The 18,148-nt window shown below is 63.7% G+C and carries 13 protein-coding genes and 1 pseudogene; 3 read left to right on the top strand and 11 right to left on the bottom strand.

The annotated features are described in order from the left end of the window. The first annotated feature begins 316 nt into the window (after positions 1 to 316). Complete coding sequence (locus tag DSM100688_RS06370) at positions 317 to 1,930, top strand: ABC transporter substrate-binding protein (RefSeq protein WP_163146800.1); 1,614 nt, start codon at positions 317 to 319, stop codon at positions 1,928 to 1,930. 412 nt (positions 1,931 to 2,342) lie between these two features. Here the strand turns inward: DSM100688_RS06370 and DSM100688_RS06360 are convergent, their stop codons facing one another. The 6 genes and pseudogenes from DSM100688_RS06360 to DSM100688_RS06335 form a co-directional block, all read right to left on the bottom strand. After that, positions 2,343 to 3,854: a Sapep family Mn(2+)-dependent dipeptidase gene (locus DSM100688_RS06360; protein ID WP_163146801.1), complete on the bottom strand. Its 1,512-nt coding sequence runs from the start codon at positions 3,852 to 3,854 to the stop codon at positions 2,343 to 2,345. 73 nt (positions 3,855 to 3,927) lie between these two features. Next, entirely contained in the window at positions 3,928 to 4,668 is a 741-nt protein-coding gene (locus DSM100688_RS06355; protein WP_163146802.1) for an ABC transporter ATP-binding protein, read from the bottom strand. Positions 4,669 to 5,021: 353 nt separating this feature from the next. After that, positions 5,022 to 5,501 (bottom strand): annotated as a pseudogene (locus DSM100688_RS12365) (ATP-binding cassette domain-containing protein); the annotation flags it as partial. Between the two features lie 80 nt (positions 5,502 to 5,581). Beyond that, positions 5,582 to 6,469 (bottom strand): ABC transporter permease, encoded by an 888-nt coding sequence (locus DSM100688_RS06345; RefSeq protein WP_152358308.1) that lies wholly within the window; start codon positions 6,467 to 6,469, stop codon positions 5,582 to 5,584. Continuing rightward, complete coding sequence (locus tag DSM100688_RS06340) at positions 6,466 to 7,485, bottom strand: ABC transporter permease (protein ID WP_152358307.1); 1,020 nt, start codon at positions 7,483 to 7,485, stop codon at positions 6,466 to 6,468. The genes DSM100688_RS06345 and DSM100688_RS06340 overlap by 4 nt, the downstream gene beginning before the upstream one ends. 105 nt (positions 7,486 to 7,590) lie before the next feature. After that, positions 7,591 to 8,847 (bottom strand): trans-sulfuration enzyme family protein, encoded by a 1,257-nt coding sequence (locus DSM100688_RS06335; protein WP_152358306.1) that lies wholly within the window; start codon positions 8,845 to 8,847, stop codon positions 7,591 to 7,593. Positions 8,848 to 8,971: 124 nt separating this feature from the next. Here DSM100688_RS06335 and DSM100688_RS06330 point away from each other — a divergent pair, with 124 nt between their 5' ends. Together DSM100688_RS06330 and DSM100688_RS06325 are read left to right on the top strand one after the other, a co-directional pair. Continuing rightward, on the top strand, positions 8,972 to 9,325 hold the full coding sequence (locus tag DSM100688_RS06330) for a hypothetical protein (protein ID WP_152358305.1): 354 nt from the start codon (positions 8,972 to 8,974) through the stop codon (positions 9,323 to 9,325). A gap of 18 nt (positions 9,326 to 9,343) precedes the next feature. Continuing rightward, positions 9,344 to 10,732: an FAD-dependent oxidoreductase gene (locus DSM100688_RS06325; RefSeq protein WP_152358304.1), complete on the top strand. Its 1,389-nt coding sequence runs from the start codon at positions 9,344 to 9,346 to the stop codon at positions 10,730 to 10,732. Positions 10,733 to 10,946: 214 nt separating this feature from the next. Here DSM100688_RS06325 and DSM100688_RS06320 read toward each other — a convergent pair whose 3' ends face one another. The 5 genes from DSM100688_RS06320 to DSM100688_RS06300 form a co-directional block, all read right to left on the bottom strand. Further along, positions 10,947 to 11,774 (bottom strand): sulfite exporter TauE/SafE family protein, encoded by an 828-nt coding sequence (locus tag DSM100688_RS06320; protein WP_152358423.1) that lies wholly within the window; start codon positions 11,772 to 11,774, stop codon positions 10,947 to 10,949. Between the two features lie 176 nt (positions 11,775 to 11,950). After that, positions 11,951 to 12,796, bottom strand: coding sequence for a sugar phosphate isomerase/epimerase family protein (locus tag DSM100688_RS06315; RefSeq protein ID WP_152358303.1), 846 nt, complete (start codon positions 12,794 to 12,796; stop codon positions 11,951 to 11,953). 67 nt (positions 12,797 to 12,863) lie between these two features. Continuing rightward, on the bottom strand, positions 12,864 to 14,087 hold the full coding sequence (locus DSM100688_RS06310) for a DUF993 family protein (protein ID WP_152358302.1): 1,224 nt from the start codon (positions 14,085 to 14,087) through the stop codon (positions 12,864 to 12,866). Between the two features lie 139 nt (positions 14,088 to 14,226). Beyond that, complete coding sequence (locus tag DSM100688_RS06305; RefSeq protein ID WP_152358301.1) at positions 14,227 to 15,378, bottom strand: Gfo/Idh/MocA family protein; 1,152 nt, start codon at positions 15,376 to 15,378, stop codon at positions 14,227 to 14,229. Positions 15,379 to 16,500: 1,122 nt separating this feature from the next. Further along, positions 16,501 to 17,772 carry a glutamate-cysteine ligase family protein gene (locus DSM100688_RS06300; protein ID WP_152358300.1) on the bottom strand — a complete coding sequence of 424 codons (1,272 nt, stop codon included), beginning with the start codon at positions 17,770 to 17,772 and terminating at the stop codon, positions 16,501 to 16,503. Positions 17,773 to 18,148: the final 376 nt, after the last annotated feature.

Genomic DNA, 18,148 nt, shown 5'->3' with positions numbered 1-18,148 from the left:
GCGTGGGCGGAGGGAAATGATGTATGACGTTTCGCCAATATGTCCGACCGTACTCCGGGATTCCCGGGATCGAGGCGGCGTGGCTATACGAACTAGTTATGGACGGTTACAGCGACAGCCGCGACCGGCTTATAACGGCTTATCAAGACGAACGATCACGCCCATCTTGAATGTCCTATCAATAACACATATAGGGCAAAACGGGCAACACGCTACCAGCGAACACGTTCATCGGGTAGGAAGGAACATGTACCCGCCGCAACGGCGAACCACGCTACGTTCGGCGATCGTCACCAAAGAGAAGGAACCATTCATCATGTCGTTACTGTCCACCTCGCGCGCACGCACCGCAGGTCTTGCGGCCGTCCTCGCGCTTTCGCTCGGTCTGGCCGGCTGCGGAGCCGTCCCGGACGACAACTCCTCGTCCGCAGCCTCCCAGGATTCGACCACCCCGGTATCCGGCGGCGTCCTGCGGTTCGGCACGAAGGACGAACCCGGCAACGGCGGCCTCGATCCGATGATCGCCAGCGTGTACGCGTCCACGTCGATCCTCAACCAGATCTACGACACCCTGATCGTCAAGGGGGACGACGGTCAGTTCGAGCCGAGTCTGGCCACCGAATGGAAACAGGTGGACGACACCACGTACGACTTCACGCTGCGCCAGGGCGTCAAGTTCGCCGACGGCAGCGATCTGACGCCGTCGGACGTGATCTGGAGCTTCAACTATGTGAAGGAGAAGTCGCCGCAGTCGAAGGCCGCGGTGCTCAAGAACCTGACCAATGTCACCGACAAGGGCGGCAACGTCATCGAATTCAAGTTCTCGCAACCCACCCCGTCGTTCCTCAACACGGTGGGCGACCGGCTGTCGGGATTCTACATCGTCGATCAGCAGTGGTACGAGAAGACCAGCGAGGCGGACCGGCAGAAGACCTCGAACGGCACCGGACCGTTCGCCCTTGAGGCATGGAACAAGGGCAAGGACGTCAAACTGACGCGTAACACCCACTACTGGGAGAAGGGCAAGCCGTATCTCGACGGCATCGATTTCGTCAAGGTCGCGGATGAGAACGCCTTGCTGGCGCTGGTCCAGCAGGGACAGGCCGACGCGGCGTGGTTCTGGAAACCGGAGCTCGCCGAGCAGGCGAAGAGCAACGGCCTGACGCTGGGCAAGCTGCAGCAGACCTCGACCCGATTCCTGTTCATCGACCCGAACTACGACGACGGCACGCTGAACAACATCAAGGTCCGTCAGGCCCTGTCCAAGGCCATCGACCGCGACGCCATCATCAAGATCGGCACGTCGGGCCGCGGCGCGAAGACGTTCGCCAATCCCCCGGCCGTCGCCGGCCTCGACACGCCCACCGACGAGACGCCGAATACCAAGTACGATCCCGACGGCGCCAAGAAACTGCTGGCGGAATCGGGCGACCCGAATCCCACGATCTCCCTCGCCTACGGCGCGGATACCGCCGACGCCCCCGTCTTCGAGCTGATGAAGGACCAGCTGTCCAAGGTCGGCATCACGCTGGAGCTCAAGCCGGTGCCGTACGAGGAGATCCAGGGCATCTTCACCACCGGCGACAAGTACATGGCCGATCTGGTGCTGGTGCAGGACGTCATCGGCGCCGATCCGGCATCGGCGTTCACCTGGTGGCTGACGACCGGCAGCAACGTCGACCGCTGGGGCGACAACGAGCAGGCGGCCTCGGCCAAGGAGCTGCTGGGCAAGATCGAGACCAACGCGGACGATACGTCGCGTGTCAAGCAAATCAACGAGCTGAACAACCTGATCGCCGAGCAGGTGCTGGCGCTCACCCCGTTCGCCACCCCGCTGGACTATCAGGTGTGGTCGAGCAAGGTGCACGGCTACCAGACCGACCCTGGCGATTCCCGCTACCACTTCAAGGACACGTGGCTGTCCAAGTGATTCGCGCGTAGCACGCGCGTACCGCAGGAAGCGTTGGTCATCCGGAAGAACCCCGAATGACCAACGCTTCTTCTTTTGTATTATGTCGTTGCTCCATGCCCCCCTCGACCAGAAGACGATAAGCAACCATCACGGCGAGCAATAGGATAGATGGATTGGGAATAGGCAGGACTCTCCCACGAAACCACCGCACGATGCGCGCAACTGGTCAGATTCAAGCGTGCCGATCTGCAGGGGTACACCGGCACGCTCAGCGAGCAGGATGCCGCACGTTTGCTTATCGCGCTGAATTCAGTGCGGCAGCACGGTGTGGTTGTAGCTCGTCGTTTTTCCAACGCATGAAGATCCCGCCACATGCACGCATACGAAAAATGGCGGGGATGATTCCACCCCCGCCATTGCCGAACGGCGATCAGTCGAGGTACGCGTCCAGCCGCGTCAGCGCGAGCGCGTACATGACGAACGTGCTGGTCAGGTTGTCGAGCGACACCCACTCGTCGGCGCCGTGAGAACCGCCCTTGCCCTCCTCGATGAAGTCGGGCCGGCCGACGATCGGCCGCACGGTCCGCTCATGCTCGCTGAATCCCGGGCCGAAGTTCACCGCGTTGGGGATCACCCGCGCATGGGTGCCGCTGGCGAGCGCAACGGTATCCGCGTGCGTGCCCATGATCTCGTCGAACACGCCCAGCAGCAGTTGGACGCGCGGATCGGTTTTCGGCACGTAATAGGCGTCGCCGAAGAACACGGTCTCGACATGGCCGCCGACCTCGGCGGCCCGTTCGGCGAGCGTCGATTCGACCTCGTCGCGCATCTGCGTGATAGCGAGGCGAATTGACAGCTCCAGTTTCACGCCGCCCGGCGCCGGATGCGCGGCACCCGCGTTGAAGAAGCTCGTGCCGCTTTCCTCGTCCCTGCGGTACAGGCCGATGCCTTCGCCGTAGTAGCCGTCCAGCCACGTGGCGATGGCGTGCGCGGCCGCGGCATCCGCACCCGCCAGCAGTCCGGTGCGATCCAACGCGGTCGCGATGAGCAGAATAGGATTGACGGTCCCCTCCGGGAACGCGGGATGGCCGGTGACGCCTTCGGCGGTCAATGTCGGCGTGCCATCGTTGGCGACGCCCAGATGCAGGCGCCCGGCCAGTTCCGCGTCCGTCGCGGCGAGCTGCGCCAGCGCGGCCGCGGCGCGGTCATACGGAATCCCCACCAGATCGACGCTTGCAGTGCCCGGGATCTGGAACCGGGAATAGCCCGACTCAAGACTGCCGAGCACCGGCCCGGCCGGCAGCGTCAGATCGGCGTACAGGCGCGCCTTCTGGATGGTGTTCACCGGATACGGGCTGTCGGTGATGACGGCCTGGTACGGGGCGCCATAGTGCGCGACCACATACTGCAGATCCGTCATCTCCTCCTCCTCGTCGCCGCCGTAGATCACGCGCACGGGATGCTTGAACTCATGGCCGAGCTCCTTGAAGAACCGCAGCAGGAACAGGTCCACGATCGCGGCGCCCTTGTTGTCGGAGGCGCCGCGGCCGATCACGTAGCCGTCGCGCACGACCGGCTCGAACGGTTCGAACGTCCACCCGTCCCCCGGCTTGACGACGTCCAGATGCGACACCAGCGCGATGTCCTTGTCGCCGCGCTCGCCGTACCAGTAGCCGACCGCATGCCCGTCGTAGTCGTCCGTGGCGAAGCCCGCGTCCCTGGCCTTGCCGAGCGCGAAGTCGAACACGTCGCGCACGGCCCGCCCGTACGGCCCGTGCTCCACGGGATGGTCCGGGTCGGTGACCGACGGGATGCGCACCGCCGCGCACAGCGTGTCGAGATACTCGTCGCGGTGGTCGACGAACCAGCGTTGCGCCGTGTCGACCAAGGTTCGTTCGTCGTCGGTCAGGGCCTGGTTCGGAATCGTCTTCGCAGTGGTCATGGTTGTCCTTTCGTGGGTCACGTGGTTCGGATGCGACGGACGCATGTCGCGTCGGATACGGTGTTGGATTGCTTCAGATGCGCGGGATGGCGTCCACCAGCGCCTTGGTGTACGGGTGCTGCGGGTCGCTGAAGATGCGTTCCGCCGGCGCGGTCTCCACAATGGATCCGCGGTCGATGACGGCGACGCGGTGCGACATGTGCGCGACGACGGACAGGTCGTGGGAGATGAACAGGTAGGAGGTGCCCGTCCGGTTCTGCAGATCCAGCAGGATGTTCAGCACGCCGGCCTGCACCGATACGTCCAGCGCCGATGTGGGTTCGTCCAGCACGATCAGTTCGGGACGCGCCGCCAAGGCGCGCGCGATGGCGATGCGCTGGCGTTGGCCGCCGGAGAACTGGTGCGGGTAGTGGCGCGCCGCATCGGCGTCCAGTTCCACCATGCGCAACGCCTCGGCGACTCGTGTCTGGATTTCGGCGCGGCCGAGTCCGGCCGCCAGCAGTGGCTCGCCGACGGACGCCCCGACGCGAAAGTGCGGGTCCAGCGAGCCTTGCGGATCCTGGAATACGATCTGCACGCCGCCTTCACCGCGATGCCGCCCCGCCGAGCCGCGCACCGGCCGCCCGTTGACGAGGATCTCTCCCACATCCGGACGTTCGAGGCCGACGATCATCTTCGCCAGCGTGGATTTGCCGCATCCCGATTCGCCGACGATGCCCAACGTCTCGCCTGTACTCACGGTCAGCGACACGTCGTTGACGGCTGTCAGATATCGTTCGGCGGCGATGCGGAACCGCTTGGAAACGTGGTCCACCGACAGTATTGGAGACGTTCTCGTCGTCTCCGTCGTTTCTGTCGCCCTGCGTTCGTCATTCGTCATGATTGGTTCTCTCCCCGTGTCAGAAAATCGGGCAGGACGCGCAGCGGCTGCCGAGGCGGCACCGATCCGGGCAATGCGGCGAGCAGCGCCTTGGTATACGGATGCTGGCGGCCGTGCAGCACGTCATTCGTGGGACCGGACTGCACGGCGACTCCGTTGAGCATAACCGTCACCCGGTCTGCGATGCGGCTGATGACGCCGAGATCATGGCTGATGAACAGGATGCCGATGCCGGTGTCGTCCGCGATGGCGCGGAACAGCTCGAGAATTCTGGCCTGTACGGTGACGTCCAGTGCCGTGGTGGGCTCGTCGGCGATGAGCAGTTCGGGACGCCCCGCCAACGCCATGGCGATGACCACGCGCTGCAGCTGGCCTCCGGACAGCTGGTGCGGATACTGCCCGATACGGCGTTCGGGGTCGGGAAGCCGCACCTTGCGCAGCAGCGCGATCGTCTCATCCCGCACGGCGTCCGCCGGCACGGTGTGATGGTTGCGCAACGCCAACGCGATCTGCCGGCCAATGGTCATCGTCGGGTTCAACGCCGACAGCGGTTCCTGGAACACCATCGACACCACGGCTCCGCGCAGCGGACGCCATTCGGCGTCGGACAGGCCGAGCACGTCGCGCCCGGCGACCGTGAACCGGTCGGCCTCGACGCGGGCGTATCCGGGCAGCAATCCCATCGCGGCCATGCCGATGGTCGATTTGCCGCTGCCGGATTCACCGATCAGACCGGTGATCTGCCCGGCGCGCACGGTCAGGTTCATGCCGATCACCGCGGGGTTGCCGCCGTAGGACACGTTCAGGTTGCGCACGTCGAGCAGTACGCCGTCGTCATGGTTGTCGCTCATAGCCGGTCGCTTTCGCTCAGGGAGAAGTAGGTCTGGAAGCCGTCCGCGATCAGGTTCCATCCGAAGGACAGCAGCACGATCAGCACGGTGGGCGCGATGACCAGCAGCGGATCGGTCTGCATGTACATCTGGTATTCGAACACCATACGGCCGGCCGACGGCTGCGGGGGCTGGATGCCCTGCCCCAGATAGGACAGCGCCGCCTCCATCGCCACCGCGTTCGACGCGATGGACGCCGCCTGCACCAGCATGGGGCTGAGCGAATTGAACAGGATGTGGGTGGAGACCGTGCGCCACGAGGGGATGCCGGCGATGCGCGCCGCGGCCACATATTCCCGGGTGCGCAGCTGCAGCGCCGGGGCGCGCATGACGCGTGCCATCATCGGCGTATAGATGACGGCCATGGCCAGCACCAGCTGCCACGATCCGGCACCCAGAATGACGCGGATCAGCAACGCGATCAGGATGCCCGGAATGGCGAGCACGCCATCCACCACACGCATGGAGACGGCGTCCCAGATCCCGCCGAAATATCCGGCCGTCAGGCCGATCACCGCACCGAACAACGCGGCCAGCAGACACGTCGACAAGGACAGCAACACATCGGTGCGCAACGACAGGATCAGTCGGCTCGCGAAGTCGCGCCCAAGATTGTCCGTACCCAGCCAATGCGCGGCGCTGGGTGCCGCGAACGGATCGTCGCCGGTCGCATACGGATCGTACGGCGGGTGGAATCCCGCGACGATGCCGGCGACCAGCAGGAGGCCGATAATGGCGAATCCGGCGATCAACGACACGTTCATACGACGCGTGCCGCGTTTCGACGACGGTTCGATGCGTTGGGGAATCGTATCCAGAATGAAGTCCTCGGAAGCCACGCTCATGCGTTCACCACCTTCACTCGCGGGTCAATCAGCGGATACAGGAGATCCACCAGCAGATTGAGCACGACGTAGACCGCGCCGATGACGAAGATCGCGCCCTGCACCGACGGATAGTCGCTGCGTTTGATGGATTCGATGAGGAACGATCCCATGCCGGGGATGGAGAACACCTGCTCGATGATGACGGTGCCGCCGATCAGCGACGCGAGTTCGACGGCGACGACGGTGGTGACCGGAATCAGCGCGTTACGCATCGAGATGACGGCGATCTGCCGGTCGCTCGTACCGATCGCCCGCAGCGTGCGCACATACGGTCGTTCGAGATCGTCCACCAACGACGACCGGGTGTACCGGGACACGTACGCCCCGAATCCCAGACCAAGGATCAGCGCGGGAAGTGCCATGAGCTGCAGATTACCCAACGGATTCTCGGCGAACGAAATGACGCCGATGAGACGGTACTTCGCGGTGCGCGAGTTCCACAGCAGCAGTGCAATGGCGACGAGGAACGGCGGCAGCGAGATCAGGACGAACGACAGGCCGCGAATGATCACGTCGGCGACGCGGCCCTTTTTCGCCCCGCTGATCAGGCCGAACGGAATGCCGATGATCAGCGCGAACAGCGTCGCCATCAGGGCCAGTTCCAGACTGTACGGGAACCGTTGCGCGATCTGCGCCCCCACCGGGAACGGCGTGGTGATCGACTCGCCGAAATCACCGTGGAGCACGCCGGCCAGCCACACCCAGTACTGCACGTACCATGGCTTGTCCAAGCCGAGTTTCGCATGGATCTGCGCGATCTGCTCCGCGGTCGGCGACTGGTTGGCGCTGAAGAACCCCGCCGCCGGATCGCCGGGAATCAACCGGATCGCCAGAAACACGATCAGCGACAGCACGAACAGTTCGACGATGGAACTGCCGACGCGCGCCGCACAGTACCGTGCCAGTGCGGGTATCCGCAATGTCACGCCGCCGGCGTCGTCCCGTTCGTCGCCGGTCACTCCCCTATCAGTCATTCCCCAACCCTTGTCTATGTATGGTTTCCGTGGCCGCAGACGGCCGCCGCGACGACCCCGTAGGATGTGATCGAAGTGATCGCGCGACGGACCGTGCCCGCATGCTCAGGCAAACAGTCCGGCCGACAGCTGACCGAAGACGTCCGCGCCGGCGTGATCCTGCAGGTACGCCTCGTACGCGGTGTCGAGCGCCTGACCGAGGTCCTCGATCAGGTCGGCCGCATCCTCGATGCCGACGGCGAGACGGATCAGCTCGTCGGTGATGCCGACCTTGAGCCGCTCCTCCTTCGGCAGTTCGAAGTGGGTCATGCGGCACGGCAGTTCGGCGAGGCTTTCGACCGCGCCGAGGCTCACGGCGAGGCGGAAGATCTTCAGGTTGTCGAGCACGATGCCCGGGTCGATGCCCGGCACGACCTCGAACGAGAGCACGCCGCCGAAGCCCTTGAGGCCGTTTTCGGCGAGGATGCGGTTGCGGTCGCCGGCGACACCCGGATAGTTCACGGTCTTGATGAGCGGGTGCACGAGCAGGTATTCGGCGATGGCCTGCGCGTTGGCCTGCTGACGGTCCATGCGTAGGGCGAGCGTCTGGATGCCGCGGCGCACGTCGTTGCATTCGGCGGGGGCGAGCACGCCGCCGAACCGGTTCTGCGCGAAGTAGATCTTGCGGCCGATCTCGTCGTCGAGCACGACGACCAGTCCGGCCGTCACTTCGGAGTGGCCGGCGAGGTACTTGGTGGCCGAATGGATGACGACGTCGGCGCCGAGGTCGAGCGGACGCTGCAGGTACGGGGTGACGAACGTGTTGTCGACGATGGCGATCGCGCCGTGCCGGTGGGCGACGGCGGCGATGCGGTTGACGTTGTTGACCTGCAAGAGCGGGTTGGTGAGAACCTCGAAGTACACGGCCTTGGCCGGGGTGGTCGCGCCGAGTGGTTCGCCGTCGATGGAGGTACGGCTGCGGCCGGCGATCGCCGCGTCAAGCGCGTCGTAGTCGGCGGTGTCCACCGGTTCGAACGCGATGCCGCGTTCGGCAAAGTATTCGTTGAACAGTGAATAGGTGCCGCCATAGATGTTCTTGCCGACGACGATGCGGTCGCCCGGCTTGAAGATGCTCAGCACCGCGTGGATCGCGGCGAGTCCGGACGCGAACGCGAAGCCGCGCGTGCCGTGTTCGAGCTGCGCGATCTGCCGCTCGAGGAAGTCACGGGTCGGGTTGCCGCTGCGCGCGTAATCCCAGCGGGGCATCTTGTCGACCGATTCGTAGGCATATGTGGACGAGTTGTAGATGGGCGGGTTCACGGCTCCGGTGTTGTTGTCGTTGACCGGCAGTCCGTGGACCAGCTGGGTATTGAACCTGGTCATAAGCGCACCCCCTTGCGTTGGTTTCGTATCGGATCACTGCACGCCGCACGGTCGCCCGTCCGGCTGTGTCCGACACTACCCGACCGTTCGCGCGCCGGACGCGGCGTGGCTATATGGATTTCTTATGGACCGCTCCAAATGCGACGTCGGTCCCGTTCTCCCCTTCAGCGGACATACAGCCGATATCCCCTCCCAAATCGGCTGGATGTCCGTTGAGAACAAGAAGCGCAGCAAAGAAGCAATCCTTTCTTCAGCGGACATACAGCCGATTTGCCCACCCGAATCGACTGTATGTCCGCTGAAGAAAGCAGCACAACAAAAAACACGCCATTCATCATCCAACGGACATACAGACGATCCACCACCGCTTTTCGGCTGTATGTCCGTCAAGCATGATCGAAAACACAGCGCATACGGGCGCGCCGATGCCGTCGTCGCCCGCGTCGATGGCACAATGGTGACTGACAACGTCGCCTGAAGCAAAGGAGCATCATCCATGACCACCGTCGCCATCGTCGGCTGCACGCACGCCGGCACGTTCGCCGCCACGTCGATCCTCAAGCAGCATCCCGACTGGACCGTGCACGTGTTCGAACGCAACGATTCGCTGTCGTTCCTCTCCTGCGGCATCGCCCTGTGGGTCGGCGACCACGTGTCCGATCCGAAAAAGATGTTCTACTCGTCGCCCGAGGCGCTGGCCGAGACGGGCGCGACGATGCACATGCGTCACGACGTGCTCGATGTGGACGTGACCGGCAAGACGCTGCACGCGAAGAATCTCGAGACCGGAGAGGTGAGCGAGTACGCGTTCGACAAGCTGGTGGTCACCACCGGTTCGGCGCCGGTCATCCCGCCGATTGACGGTCTGGACGCGGCGATGGAGGCCGGCACGGTGATGCTGTGCAAGAACTGGAACCATGCGTTGGCGATCAAGGAACGAGCGAAGAGCGCGAAGTCGGCCGTGGTGATCGGCGCGGGCTACATCGGCGCAGAACTGGCCGAGCAGTTCAGCGAGATCGGCGTCAAGACCACGCTGGTCGACGCCCTGCCACGCGTGTTGGCGAACAACTTCGACCGAAGCATCTCGGATGAGGTGGAGCGCGCGTTCGAAGCACACGGCGTGACGCTCGCACTCGGGCAGAAAGTCGTCGCGTTCCGTCCGGCGGCCGGTTCGGACGGCGTGGACGGTTCCGGCGTGACCGTCGTGACTGAGCAGGGCGAGTACACGGCCGATGTAGCGATTCTCGGTGCCGGGTTCCGCCCGAACACCGCGCTGTTCCGTGATCAGTTGCGCATGCTGAAGAACGGCGCGATCGTGATCGACGACTACATGCATGCGTCGCTGCCGGATAACACGGTGCTCGAGGACGTGTTCGCGGCCGGCGACAGCGCAACGGTCCGCTACAATCCGACCGGTGCGGACGACTACATCCCGCTCGCCACGAACGCGGTGCGGCAGGGTCTGCTCATCGGCGAGAACATCGTGTCTGCCACGAAACGGTATCCGGGCACGCAGGCGACGAGCGCGGTGCAACTGTACGATCTGGCGATGAGCGCGACCGGACTCACGCTGGGAGGCGCCGAGAAGCGCGGCATCGCGGCCAAATCGACGACGATCACGCAGGATTACCGCCCGGACTTTATGCTCACGACCACGCCGGTGACCGCGACGATCGTGTGGAGCCCGGTCACGCGGCGTATCCTCGGCGCGCAGTTCCTGTCGAAGCACGACATCTCGCAGGCCGCGAACGTCGTCTCCGTCGCGATCCAGGCCGGGTTCACGATCGATCAGCTGGCCGGCGCGGATCTGTTCTTCCAGCCGAACTTCAGCCAGCCGATCAACTTCGTCGGCGCGGTCGCCATCCAGGCCGTCGCCGAGAGCTGAACGTCGTCCGCATACCCGGGAATCCGGCTCTTCACTCCTCTCCTTCTCCAACGGACATCCAGCCGATTCGGATAGGCGAATCGGCTGGATGTCCGTTACGTGGGCGGCGATTGGGAGGAAGACGACGGGCGGACGGGATCGGCAGTCGTATCAACACTGACCAGTATCGGTGGTCCTGATCAGTGGCGCTGATCAGGACCACCGATCGACAGTCCTAGTACGTCTTGATCGCGAGGTCGATCGTCAGGACGACACCGGCGATCACGGCGGCGGCGCGCATGACGTTCGCCGGAATGTGCCGCGTGATCGGCGGTGCAACGTAGCCGCCGACGAAGCAGCCGATGCACAGCATGATCGCGGCCGGCCAGTCGACCACGCCACGCACGATGAACACGACGGATGCGGTGACGTTCGCACCGGTGCCGATCAGCGTCTTCAACGCGTTGATCTTATGAAACGGGCCGATGTTCGCGGCGTCGAGCACCGCCAGCGCCACGGTGCCAGCGCCCGCGCCGAAGTATCCGCTGTAGATGGCGACGGCGGCCACGCCGAGCCACACCCACCAACGGTCGGCGCGCATCGGCTGCACGGGCTGGTCCTCGTCGCGCAACGGCTTGCCGTCCAACTGCGCCCGCGCCATGGCGGCGGCTTGTTTGGCCTGCATGCGTCCACGCGGATTGAACGCGATCACCAGCGAGCTGAACAGGATCAATGCCGGTGCAAGGTATTCGAACACCTTCGGATCAAGGGCGAGCAGCAGGATCGCACCAAGCACGCCACCCACCGCACCGATCGCGATATACGTGGCGGAACGCAGCATCTGCCCCTTGAGCTCCTTACGGGCACCCATGAAGCCGCCGATGCCGGTGCCGACCACGCCGACCGTGTTGCTCGCGTTCGCCAGCACCGGCGGAATACCCAACGCGAGCAGCGCCGGATACGAAACGAGCGACGACGCGCCGACCGCATAACCGACGAATCCTGCGCCGACGCCGGCCAGCAGAATCAGCAACAACGTCACTACCGAATATCCCGCGATCATTGCGGCCTCCCTCACGGTCATGTCTGCAACCACAGCGAGGATACGCCGCCGTCATCGCGATCTGCGGTTTCTCTTGCTATATGGACACGACGGGCGACCGGCAGTATGCAGACGTACTGTGGCTCCCCGCAATGAGGAAAGCCACACGTCAGATATCGCACCACGTCACGCACGACTCAGCGCACCGGCCAGTACGGCGCCACTTCCTTGTCGAACGCATCGGACACGCGCGCCGCGACCTCATCGAACGGCGTATCCCACACGCCCTGGTTGAAGATCTCGCATTCGATGTCGCCACGCCAGCCGGTCGCAGCCACGGCCTCGGTGAGCGGCTTGAAGTCGATCATGCCCTCGCCCATATAGTGGCGGCTCAGCAGCACGTCCTTTTCGAACGGCGTGCGGTAGTCGCACACCTGATACGTGGCGATACGGCCTTCGCGGCCCGCGCGCGCGATCGAGTCGAGCACCTGCGGATCCCAGAAGATATGGAACGTGTCGACGGTCACGCCGACGGCCTTCGGATCGAACGACGCGGCGATGTCGAGCGCCTGGCCGAGCGTCGAGACGCACGCGCGGTCGGTGCAGTACATCGGGTGCAACGGTTCGATGGCGAGCGTCACGCCGGCCTCGAGCGTATCCTTCTCAAGCTCGAACAGCGCGTCCTCGATACGGCCGCGGGCGCCGGCGAGGTCTTTGGAGCCTTCCGGCAGGCCGCCGACGACGAGCACGAGTGCCTTGCAGCCGAACGCGGCGGTCTCCTCGATGAGCCTGCGGTTGTCGTCGATGGAGGCGCGGCGGGCCGGGCCTTCGGACATGGTGAAGAAGCCGCCACGGCACATGGTGGACACGCGCAGACCGGAGTCGGCGACCATCTTCACGGCTTCCTTGAGGCCCACGGCCTCGACCGGTTCGCGCCACAGGCCGACGCTCTGATAGCCGGCCTTGGTGAGCGTGTCGATGGTTTGGCGCAGGTCGGCGTGTTTGATCGTCGCCTGGTTCATGGACAGGATCGGATTGGTCATGATATCGCTTCTCTCGTAACGATTAGTGAATGACAAATACTGAATGACGAAGTAGTAGAGATGGCCGTTACCGCGCGATGCCGTTGATGGCGAGCAACGCGTTCCAGCGTTCGGCGGCGAGCTCGGGGCGCTCGAAGGCGCCGCAGTCGTTGGCGAGCTCGACCACGCGCGAGAGGTTCGGCAAGCTGCGCGCCGACTGCAGACCCCCGACCATCTGGAAGGCGGGCTGATGGCCGTTGAGCCAGCTCATGAACGCGACGGAGGTCTTGTAGAACTCGGTCGGGTGAACGAACACCTGCTGGGCGAGCGCCTGCGTGGGTTCGAGGATGCGCAGGTATTCGGCCTCGTCGCCGCGGTCCAATGCCTGAATGGCGGCGGAGGCGTGCGGCGCGAGCACGGAAAACGCTCCCAACAACGCGTTGGAGTGCATGACGGCACGGCCGCCGGTGCGCGGATCGGCTTGTTCCGCGTCCTTGATGAGGTCGACGTAGTGGAAATCGTCGCCGGTGAGCATCATCGTGCCCTCGGGCAGCATGGCGCGCATGTAGCGTTCGGAGTCGGCGTCGAGCAGCGACATCTTCACGCCGCGCACCTTGCCGGGGTTGTGCTCGATGATCTCGAGCACGGTCTTGGATGCCTCGCGCCAGTCGGGCGAGCCGAAGTAGCCGTGCAGCTGCGCGTCGAACACCTCGCCGAGCCAGTGCAGGATGACCGGCTGCTTGGCCGCGCCGATCACCTCGTCGTAGACCTTGACGTAGTCGGCCGGCGACTGCGCGGTGCGGCACAGGTGACGCGAGCACATGATGACCGGGCCGTCGCCGGCCTCCTCGCAGACGTTCAGCTGCTCAAGATACGCGTCGACGATCTGGGCGAGCGTGTAGTCGCCGCCCTGCTCAAGCTGGTCAGTGTTGACGCCGACCGACACGAGGTCGGCGACGCTCCTGCCCCAGCCCTCCTTGGCGGCGTATTCGCGGGCAGCCGCGCCGGATCGACGCATGAGTTCGGCCGTGGCGGCCCAGTCCATGCCAAGGTTGCGCTGCGCGGTGTCCATGCAGTCGGCGACGCCAAGCCCCCATGACCAAACCATGCGGCGGAAGCCGATCGTCGCATCCCAGTCGACCTCGGCCGGGCGTCCCGGCGTGTTGTCGGCCCAGGCGAGCGGCACGACATGCGCCGCCGCGTACGCGACGCGCGAGGTAAGCGGGTGCGTCGGCTTGGCGAACGCGGGCGCTGGGTTCGCCTCGACCGTGCGCGTCGCACCGTTCTTGTCGATCAATGTGAATGCAGTCATATCATTCCCTTCCATTCAGCAATCCCATACGGCAGTCCGACGAACCGGAGCTTCGCACTGTGCGCGCGGACATCGTGATCGCGCGCACAGTGCGAAGTCGGCTTTTCGTCTCGCGTCGCCGACCGCGCCGATCAACGAATCAGTACCGGCCTTCCGGAACCAGCACCTTCGCGCCCTTGGCGGCGGACTCGTAGCCGAGTTCGGCCAGCCGCACGCCGCGCGCGCCGGACGCGAAGTCGTACGGGTAGTCGGTGCCTTCGGCGAGCGAGCGGATGAATTCCTCCCACTGGGCCTTGAAGCCGTTCTCGAACGTCTCGTCGGTGTTGATCTCCTGCCAGCCGGCCATATAGTCGTGCGGATCCGGCACGTCCGGGTTCCAGAACGCCTTCGGGGTGACGTCGCGCACCTGGATCTCCGCGCCGAACAGACCGACGACCGCGGAGCCGCGCGTGCCGTCGATTTGGAATTCGAGCAGTTCGTTGCGGTAGACGCGCGTGTTCCACGAGGAGTTCATCTGCACGGTGATGCCGTTGTCGAGCTCAAAGATCGCGTAGGCGGCGTCCTCGGCAGTGGCGTCGTACCTGTTGCCGTGCTCGTCCCAGCGCTCGGGGATTTCGGTCTTGGCTTCGGCGTAGACGGACTTGATGTGGCCGAACAGGCCTTCGATCACGTAGTTCCAGTGCGGGAACATGTCGGAGATGATGCCGCCGCCGAGTTCCTTCTTGTAGTTCCAGCTCGGGCGCTGCGACTCGCGCCAGTCGCCTTCGAACACCCAGTAGCCGAACTCGCCGTGCACCGAGAGGATCCGTCCGAAGAAGCCGGACTTGATGAGGCGGCGCAGCTTCAGCAGGCCCGGCAGGAACAGCTTGTCGTGCACAACGCCGGTCTTGACGCCGGCCTTCTCGGCCAGTTCGACGAGTTCGCGGGCGTCCTCGTAGGTCTCGGCGAGCGGCTTCTCGGTGTAGATGTCCTTGCCTGCGGCGATGGCCTTCTTGATCGCGTCCGGGCGGGCGGAGGTGACGAGGAAGTCGGCGTACAGCGGGTAGGCCGGGTCGGCGAGCACCGAGTCGAGGTCGGTGGTGTACTTGAGTCCGCCGTGCTTTTCGGAGGCCTCCTTGAGCTTGGACTCGTGGCGTCCGACCAGGATCGGGTCGAGCTGGACGCGCGAGCCGTCCGCGAGTTCCACGCCTCCCTGCTCGATGATCGGCAGGATGGAGCGGCACAGGTGCTGCCGGTATCCCATGCGTCCGGTCGCGCCGTTCAGGATGACGCCGATGGTCTGATCTGCCATGATTGATTCCTTTCGCTGATTGCGGCTTTGCAGTCTCGTAATGCGGTACGTCGCGTCGGGCCACGCTCGCCGCATGTCGATCCTCGATCATTGACCGACGACCGTTTTGGTAAGCGCTTTCCGTTGATTGCCAATATACACGCACCTGTCCTGTAATGCAAATCACAGTAACGTCAGCTATTGCCGGATATATCGCCACCGCATTACCGGAAGCAACGTTCCTTCAGCACGGTAAACGATTCCCATCACGAAGCATACATCACACATGCATCCCGGCAATCGACGGTCACCATCAAAAACGTACATACAGCCGATTCAGTGCGAAAAATCGGCTGCATGTACGTCAAGAAGAAACTGACAACAGTCAGCCGGCCTTCCGCGTTCATCTCCCCCAACGGACATACAGCCGAAAACCACACCGCAATCGGCTGTATGTCCGTTGAAGGAAGTCCCACCAGACGACGCACCACCTTTCCCGTGCACCCCACACTCCCCCAACGGACATACAGCCGATCCGACACAGAAAAACGGCTGTATGTCCGTTAGAGGGAAGCCCCGTCAAGCAGCGCTACCCTTCCCGCGCACCCACTTCCCCCTGACGGACATACAGCAGATCCGATACCAAAAATCGGCCGTATGTCCGTTACGTAGACCAGCCGAGAGATAAGAGACAAGTCAACCGCCATCAACAAAAACGGACATACAGCCGAAAACAGTTTCGTAATCGGCCGTATGTACGTCAGAGAACACAGAATCGAAAGTAGTAACCAGATCACAAACACATTCATCTTCAACATTTATCTTCAACGGACATACAGCCGATCCGATACCGGAAATCGGCTGTATGTCCGTTGAAGGAAATCCCATCAGACGACGCACCACCTTTCCCGCGCATCCCCGCACTCCCCCAACGTACATACAGCCGATCCGACACAGGAAATCGACTGTATGTACGTTGGGGAAGAACCAGCATCAGTCGATACCGACCATCACCCGCACATCACTACAGTCAGCAACAACAAAAACGGACATGCAGCCGATTCGGCACAGTGAATCGGCTGCATGTCCGTTATCAGAGAAGAAATCCGTTACGGGAGCCGCCCGACTGGCAGACAGCGCCCGCTACGCCTGGAACACGTCGGGATGCTTCGGATCGCCCGGCTCGTCGGCGAGCAGCCCCTCCAGTCCGAGGAACTCCTTCCAGAATTCGAGCGGCTGCCCGTACGGCGCGGAATTCCGCCCATGCGCCTGCAGGTTCGCCTTCGCCTCGAACACGTCCTCCTCGCGGATACCGTCGAAATAACTGACCAGCCGCTCACGGTTCGACGGATCGTAGAACAGCGACGCGATGATCTCGGTGAGTCGTTCGGCGCGCGCGATCGGCAGCGAATCCCAGTGGCGCAGCTCGATGAAGTTCTTGAGCCGCACGTCGTTGAAGTGCGTGGAGATGATGTGGTTGATCTCGTACGGGTTGAGCGCGCGGTCGGGGTACACGTCGCCCGCGTTCTCGTAGAACGCCGGATGGTGCAGCTCCTTGCCGCTCAGTCCCTCGGCCTCGGGCGTGTGAGTGAGGTCGGCGAACATGAGCGGCGTGGATAGCACGTCGATCGCATAGTCCTCCCAGCCGAAGCGCGGGTCGAACAGGCCCGGGATCACGTTGGTGCGCTGGAAGTCGAGATAGTCCCACATGCGCTGGCGCAGCAGCGGCCACGGGTTCGGCTCACCTTCGAAATACGGCGTGTTGCGGAAGTACCAGGCGAGGATCGGCCCGACGATCGTGCCGAGCCGCAGCTTTTCGATCGAATCCTGTTCGTCGACGTAGTCGATGCTCACCTGGGTGGACGACGAGCAGCGCATCATGCACGGGCCGAACTGGCCGACGCGGCCGAGGTACGCGGTCATCGCATCGTACCGGTCCTTCGGATTGACCTTAACGTCGGCGTAGCTGGACTTCGGCTGGTAGCCGTAGTTGACGAGGCGGAAGTCGAGATCGTCGAGCACCGGGTCGACGTCGCGGCGGAACGCGCGATACAGCGTGTCGAGATCCTCGGGTTTTTTGAGGATGCCGAGCGAGCATTCGACCTGGCCGCCCGGTTCGAGCGAGATCGTGATGCCTTCGCGTGCGAGACCGACGAGATGGCCATTCTCCCAGTATTCCTTGGTTTCGTCGTAGTACGGGGCGATGCGTTTGAGGAGCGTTTCGATGCCGTTCGGCTCGTAGTAGCTCACCGCGGTATCGTCGCTGTTGTGCACCGGCAGATGCTCGATCTCGACGCCGAAGCCGCCCGTGCCTCGTTTGGAGCGGCCGTGCTCGAAGAAGTCGAGCAGACTCTGGAGATGCTTGGGGTTCGGCTTGGCCAGCAGATGGGCGTAACTGATGCGCGGTGTACTCATGCGCCCAGCTTAGCGGAACCCCGTGCGGCGACGCGGCCGGGCGGCTATATGAAAAACCGATAACGGATGCGATGGGTTACGTTTGAGTTTTTCGGGGGTCTCTCAGCGCGCTCGGTGCTCTCTCCTTGACGCTCTCCCAGCGCAAGTTTTTCGGGAAAACGCGCGCGTCGTCCCGAATTTCCCGCACTGCGAACCACTCAACGCGGGAAATTCGGGATGATGCGGCCGTTTTCCCGAATTTCCTGCACTGAGACGCGCTGAGCGCAAGTAATTCGGGACGCTGGGGATGATTTCCCGAATTTCTTGCGCTCAGGAGTACGGCGGCTGAACAGTGCGAGGATTGAACAGGCATGACGACCCGGCAGTACGACCGTTC

The organism is Bifidobacterium ramosum, from assembly GCF_009299505.1.
Classification (GTDB): domain Bacteria; phylum Actinomycetota; class Actinomycetes; order Actinomycetales; family Bifidobacteriaceae; genus Bifidobacterium; species Bifidobacterium ramosum.
This window is presented reverse-complemented; position numbering and strand designations above follow the sequence as displayed.

Coding starts and splice junctions, on each gene's coding strand:
- DSM100688_RS06335 (WP_152358306.1), bottom strand. CDS start 8,847: ATGACCAGGTTCAATACCCAGCTGGTCCACGGACTGCCGGTCAACGAC.
- DSM100688_RS06345 (WP_152358308.1), bottom strand. CDS start 6,469: ATGAGCGTGGCTTCCGAGGACTTCATTCTGGATACGATTCCCCAACGC.
- DSM100688_RS06340 (WP_152358307.1), bottom strand. CDS start 7,485: ATGACTGATAGGGGAGTGACCGGCGACGAACGGGACGACGCCGGCGGC.
- DSM100688_RS06310 (WP_152358302.1), bottom strand. CDS start 14,087: ATGACTGCATTCACATTGATCGACAAGAACGGTGCGACGCGCACGGTC.
- DSM100688_RS06360 (WP_163146801.1), bottom strand. CDS start 3,854: ATGACCACTGCGAAGACGATTCCGAACCAGGCCCTGACCGACGACGAA.
- DSM100688_RS06330 (WP_152358305.1), top strand. CDS start 8,972: ATGGACCGCTCCAAATGCGACGTCGGTCCCGTTCTCCCCTTCAGCGGA.
- DSM100688_RS06370 (WP_163146800.1), top strand. CDS start 317: ATGTCGTTACTGTCCACCTCGCGCGCACGCACCGCAGGTCTTGCGGCC.
- DSM100688_RS06325 (WP_152358304.1), top strand. CDS start 9,344: ATGACCACCGTCGCCATCGTCGGCTGCACGCACGCCGGCACGTTCGCC.
- DSM100688_RS06315 (WP_152358303.1), bottom strand. CDS start 12,796: ATGACCAATCCGATCCTGTCCATGAACCAGGCGACGATCAAACACGCC.
- DSM100688_RS06305 (WP_152358301.1), bottom strand. CDS start 15,378: ATGGCAGATCAGACCATCGGCGTCATCCTGAACGGCGCGACCGGACGC.
- DSM100688_RS06320 (WP_152358423.1), bottom strand. CDS start 11,774: ATGATCGCGGGATATTCGGTAGTGACGTTGTTGCTGATTCTGCTGGCC.
- DSM100688_RS06300 (WP_152358300.1), bottom strand. CDS start 17,772: ATGAGTACACCGCGCATCAGTTACGCCCATCTGCTGGCCAAGCCGAAC.